The 4,382-nt window shown below is 45.7% G+C and carries 5 protein-coding genes; 1 reads left to right on the top strand and 4 read right to left on the bottom strand.

Annotated features, from left to right (window positions below):
* From MO867_RS20705 to MO867_RS20715, 3 genes are all read right to left on the bottom strand, one after another.
* Nucleotides 1-476, bottom strand: a 476-nt coding sequence (locus tag MO867_RS20705) for an IS30 family transposase (RefSeq protein WP_252472639.1), incomplete at its 3' end; no start/stop codon positions are given.
* Nucleotides 477-751: 275 nt separating this feature from the next.
* Nucleotides 752-1,636, bottom strand: coding sequence for an SDR family oxidoreductase (locus MO867_RS20710; protein ID WP_252472641.1), 885 nt, complete (start codon nucleotides 1,634-1,636; stop codon nucleotides 752-754).
* Between the two features lie 35 nt (nucleotides 1,637-1,671).
* Nucleotides 1,672-2,760: an alkene reductase gene (locus MO867_RS20715; RefSeq protein WP_252472643.1), complete on the bottom strand. Its 1,089-nt coding sequence runs from the start codon at nucleotides 2,758-2,760 to the stop codon at nucleotides 1,672-1,674.
* Between the two features lie 109 nt (nucleotides 2,761-2,869).
* On the opposite strand from MO867_RS20715, the gene MO867_RS20720 reads away from it, so the two are divergent.
* A complete protein-coding gene (locus MO867_RS20720; RefSeq protein ID WP_252472645.1) occupies nucleotides 2,870-3,727 on the top strand; it encodes a LysR family transcriptional regulator in 858 nt (285 codons plus the stop codon).
* Nucleotides 3,728-3,889: 162 nt separating this feature from the next.
* On the opposite strand, the gene MO867_RS20725 is transcribed toward MO867_RS20720, so the two are convergent.
* Nucleotides 3,890-4,132 (bottom strand): aldo/keto reductase, encoded by a 243-nt coding sequence (locus tag MO867_RS20725; RefSeq protein WP_252472647.1) that lies wholly within the window; start codon nucleotides 4,130-4,132, stop codon nucleotides 3,890-3,892.
* Nucleotides 4,133-4,382: the final 250 nt, after the last annotated feature.

Raw genomic sequence — 4,382 nt, forward strand, 5'->3', positions numbered from 1 at the left:
TGTTCAATGCTGATGGCATTTTTAATATGCCCTCGAGTCGACTTTCCATTAGCTCGCTTGTTGTAGGGCCTATCCCTGCGTCGCAAGTTCTCGTACAGGGTCCCACCACGCTGTTTATCGGCCCAGATATGCAGGTAAATGGTTTCATAGCTAACTAACAGGCCTTCTTCCTGCTCTAGCCAGCCGGAAACTTGCTCTGGGCTCCACTGCAGCTTCAGCTTGCTTTCTATCAGCACAATGATCTCAGGTAGCATCTTTGTTGGCCTCCTCGCCTGCCTACGCCGCTCTTCAGTCATCCGCTGGGCTTGCTTATAGCGGTAGCCTTTTCCACCTCGATTACGGGCTAGCTCTCTGCTAATCGTCGGCTGACTAACCCCTATCTCCCTGGCGATTGCCCTCTGGCTCCAATCACTTTTCTTTAGTGCCCAGATCTGGCATCGTTGATCTTCGGTCAACTGTCGGTAGTATTCTGTCATCACTTAATCTCTCGTTGGAGAAGAAGCGGCAGATGTTACCTTCAGCTGACCGTTCTTTTCCAGGGGATTAACTGATGCACTTCAAAGTTGAATGCAGGTTTTCATAGAATATGAATTTTCATCACTTTCAAAAGTCGGATTGATAAAGCCAGCACGCCATGGAAGCTGGCTAAGTGTCACTTTAAATAAAATTTATCTGTAGTGATTCAGACTTGATTTTACAGTAACTAGTTACCTGATGGCAATCTGCCAGATTCAAATCTGAACTACTATATCTAGGCCTCTCTTATATTGAATTGATTCGCTTCACTACGAAAAAATGTCCTGAGTGAAGTCGGCTTTCTACCTAATAATTTTTCTACGTGATCGGAGAGCCCAATGGTGTGGCCCCACTCGCGAGTTACAGGCCAAAGCTGTGCTAGAGCATTAGTAGCGCTCTCTGGGATCCCGGCATTCAATAATCCCGACCTTGCTATTTCATCACTAATGGGTACGTATAGAATTTTTCTGTCAAAAACTACAGATAATATCTCTGCTATATCTGTGTAAGTGAATTTTTCTGCTCCGGTAAGAATGTATTTTTCCCCAGCGTGCCCAATTGGTTCTATTAGTATTTTTGCTGCGACATCGCCAATATCCTGATGGTCGACTGTAACAATCGTTGCACCCGGTGCAGGGCCAAAAGGAGCACTCATTGTGCCATATTTAGCAATCTCATCGGCAAAAGCGAATAAATTGCTGTTAAAACTGGCAGGCTGCAGAATGGTCCAGTCTAAACTTGATTGAATGAGATGATTTTCTGCCTCACCTAACCATCTGGCTATATCAATAGGGGAGGTTGTATCGGCACCTAAACCGGAGAGTTGCACAATATGTTTTACACCGGCCTGCTCAGCCATACGGATAAAGGTAGCGTGTTTGTCGGGAAATGAGGGTTCGAATGCTGTAACCAGAAAGGCGGATTCAATACCTTTTAGAGCTTCGAATAGAGAGTGTTCGTCCTCGAAGTCTCCTATTACATAGCTGATATTGTCCGCCTTTATTGGGGTCATCGAAATATCTCGTAACATAGCCCTTACCGATATGTTAGTACTGGCGAATTTTTTGAGAATAGCTTTTCCGTTATTTCCAGTACTGCCAGTAATCAGGATTTTTTCCATGGTCATATCCAAAGTAAAGTTGAGAGTTCTATAAGTTAAACAATATTTACTGCTAGGGATGGGTAGTCTACATATCCCCGCTCGTCGCCAGTAAAAAATGAAGACATATCCTCTTCGTTATAGGGCCCATTATTAGCCAAGCGCTCCACAAGGTCTGGGTTGGAAATAAATAATCGCCCGAATGAAATATAATCGGCTGAACCATTGGCAATAGCCTTGTTTGCGGAATCCAGGTCATACATACCATTGGCAACGTAGCGACCTTTATAGGTATTACGCAGCTGGATGTGGTCAATGGCTGGTTGCTCATCTCTATCCCAGGCCCGCTCCATCATCTGTAAATAGGCCAGGTTGTATCTATTAAGTTGATTGACAACATATAAATAGGTTGCTTGGGTATTGCTATCTGCCAAGCTAATCTCGGGCGAGAGCTTGATTCCGATTCGGTTTGATCCCCAGACTTCACATAGTGCGGAGACTACTTCAAAGATGAAACGAGCCCTGTTTTCTACGCTGCCGCCGTAGGCATCGGTACGATGATTACTGCTGTCATGAAGAAACTGTGCTGGCAGATATGGCCCTGCAGCGTGAAGTTCAACCCCATCAAAGCCGGCCTTAAGTGCATTCTTAGCCGCCTGCTTATAATCCGAGATAATGCCTTGAATTTCATCATGACTTAAGGCTCGGGGAACTGCGTATGGCTTCTTCCCCGCATATGTATGCACTTCACCTTCTGCTGCTATGGGCGAGGGCGCTACAGGCGCTTGACCCCCGATAAAATCGGGGTGAACCTCACGGCCCATATGCCATAGTTGGATAAAGATTTTTCCTCCGCGGCGATGTACCTCATCGGTAACCTTTTGCCAGCCCTCGATTTGTTCATCTGTAAAAATGCCCGGAGTATCCACCCATCCAAGCCCTTGGGCTGAAATCGCTGTAGCTTCAGAGATAATCATCGCCGCACTGGCCCGTTGAGCGTAATACTTGGCATTGACATCTGTAGGCACCCCATCCCGGCCCACTCTTGCACGGGTCAAGGCGGCCATGATGACCCGGCTACCAGTTTCCAAAGTACCAAGGTTTCCACGGGAAAAAAGACTCAATTCCAAAGGGTTCTTAGTCATTTCATTTGATCCGGCTTGTTTTGACAGGATGTAGATTAACTATGCATTCGATAAAATAATAATGTAATATTTGCATCAATATGATAGATCCAGTGAATCGGGTTTTGCCATGACACAAGAGCAGCTCAAAATGTTTATTGCCGTAGTGGAGCAGGGAAGCTTTCGAGGTGCGGCCAAAGCTATTTTTAAGACTCAGCCGACAATCAGTAATGCAATCAAGAAGCTAGAAGAAGAGTTTGGTTTTCCCCTGTTTGATCGAGATAGTTATCGACCGGGCCTGACAAAGCAGGGAGAGTCTTTTTATCAGCAGACAAAACGCGTTATGCAAAGCCTTGAGCAGCTCTCTGTCATGGGGCACCAGCTTGGGGCGGGAATAGAGCCGAAATTTACCGTCGTTATTAGCGGTATTGTTGAGCTGAGCCCCCTGTTAAAGCAGATCAAACCCATAGTACTGTCATTTTCCAATACAGATTTCAGCATTAGTACTGAACTGTTGTCGGGCGTTATGGAGCGCGTGGATGATAATGAAGCTGACTTGGCATTCGCCACTTTATATGGCGTTGAGAGCAGGCATGAGTGGAAGAAAATAGGACAGGTTGAACTGGTCAATGTAGTAGCGCCGGGAGTTTTCCCAGCGGAAAATGTCTCACAGTTGGAAGCGTCACAGTTGCCGCAAATTGTTGTGCGAGATACCGGTCGCTCAAGGAAAAAAGGAGATATTAGTCTGCTTGAAGTTGGTCGCAGATGGTTTGTTAATGACTACCATACCAAAAAGCAATTGACTCTTGCGGGACTTGGTTGGGGCAGAATTCCCAGGCATTTTATTACGGGCGAACTGGAGAAGGGCTTGCTTATTCCAATCAATGTGGAGGGTATCAAAGCACTTAGTAGTTTTGATTTATGCATTATACGCAATAGAGGGCGTTCATTGGGGCCAATTGCGAGTAGGTTTTGGAATTTCTTTTAGATTTGGGTTCCACCATCGAGGAGACCATTGAATAATTCTGTGATGCCTTTGATTTTCAGAGCGCTTCGCAATCAATGCGCGCACTTGCGAAAATGTCTAGACCTTCCAAGAAGTCACAACACCGAGTGTGAATCGCTCAGAAAACCCCGACTCTATTATTCCTTACTTCCCAGTTGGCAGAGGAGCGGAGTCATCGACTAGATGCTCTTGGCGCAGCTCTTGCCATACAGCCTCTGGAATATTGGTTTCCAGCGCCTCAACATCTTCTTTTATCCTACTGGGTTTGCTCGCGCCTGGTATGACCGCGGCGACTGCTGGATTGGCCAGTACAAATTGCAGCCCAATAACCTTATTGCTAATTCCATATTTATCGCTAATCGCCTTAATCTTTGAAACTTTCTGCAATATAGACTCTGATGCTGGAGCGTACTCAAAATTTGGGCCTCCTACCTATAGGGTCCTCCAACCACAACACCCTGAGATGGATGATTTCATGGCGCCGGGCTCCTTTTATGGGGTTTTAGCCATATGAAAATATTCGCGGCTCCAGCAATATTCTGAATGTACATGAATTAATGCTATCAAAGCGACCATCTATATCGAGTTATAACCGAATCTGGTGTTTGAGGGTTTGAAAGAAAGTAGCGTATCTGGT

Source organism: Microbulbifer okhotskensis (assembly GCF_023895975.1).
GTDB lineage: Bacteria > Pseudomonadota > Gammaproteobacteria > Pseudomonadales > Cellvibrionaceae > Microbulbifer > Microbulbifer okhotskensis.

What these genes read in the sequence shown, in the direction of transcription:
- MO867_RS20710 (WP_252472641.1), bottom strand. Translation starts at nt 1,636, where the DNA reads ATGGAAAAAATCCTGATTACTGGCAGTACTGGAAATAACGGAAAAGCT.
- MO867_RS20715 (WP_252472643.1), bottom strand. Translation starts at nt 2,760, where the DNA reads ATGACTAAGAACCCTTTGGAATTGAGTCTTTTTTCCCGTGGAAACCTT.
- MO867_RS20720 (WP_252472645.1), top strand. Translation starts at nt 2,870, where the DNA reads ATGACACAAGAGCAGCTCAAAATGTTTATTGCCGTAGTGGAGCAGGGA.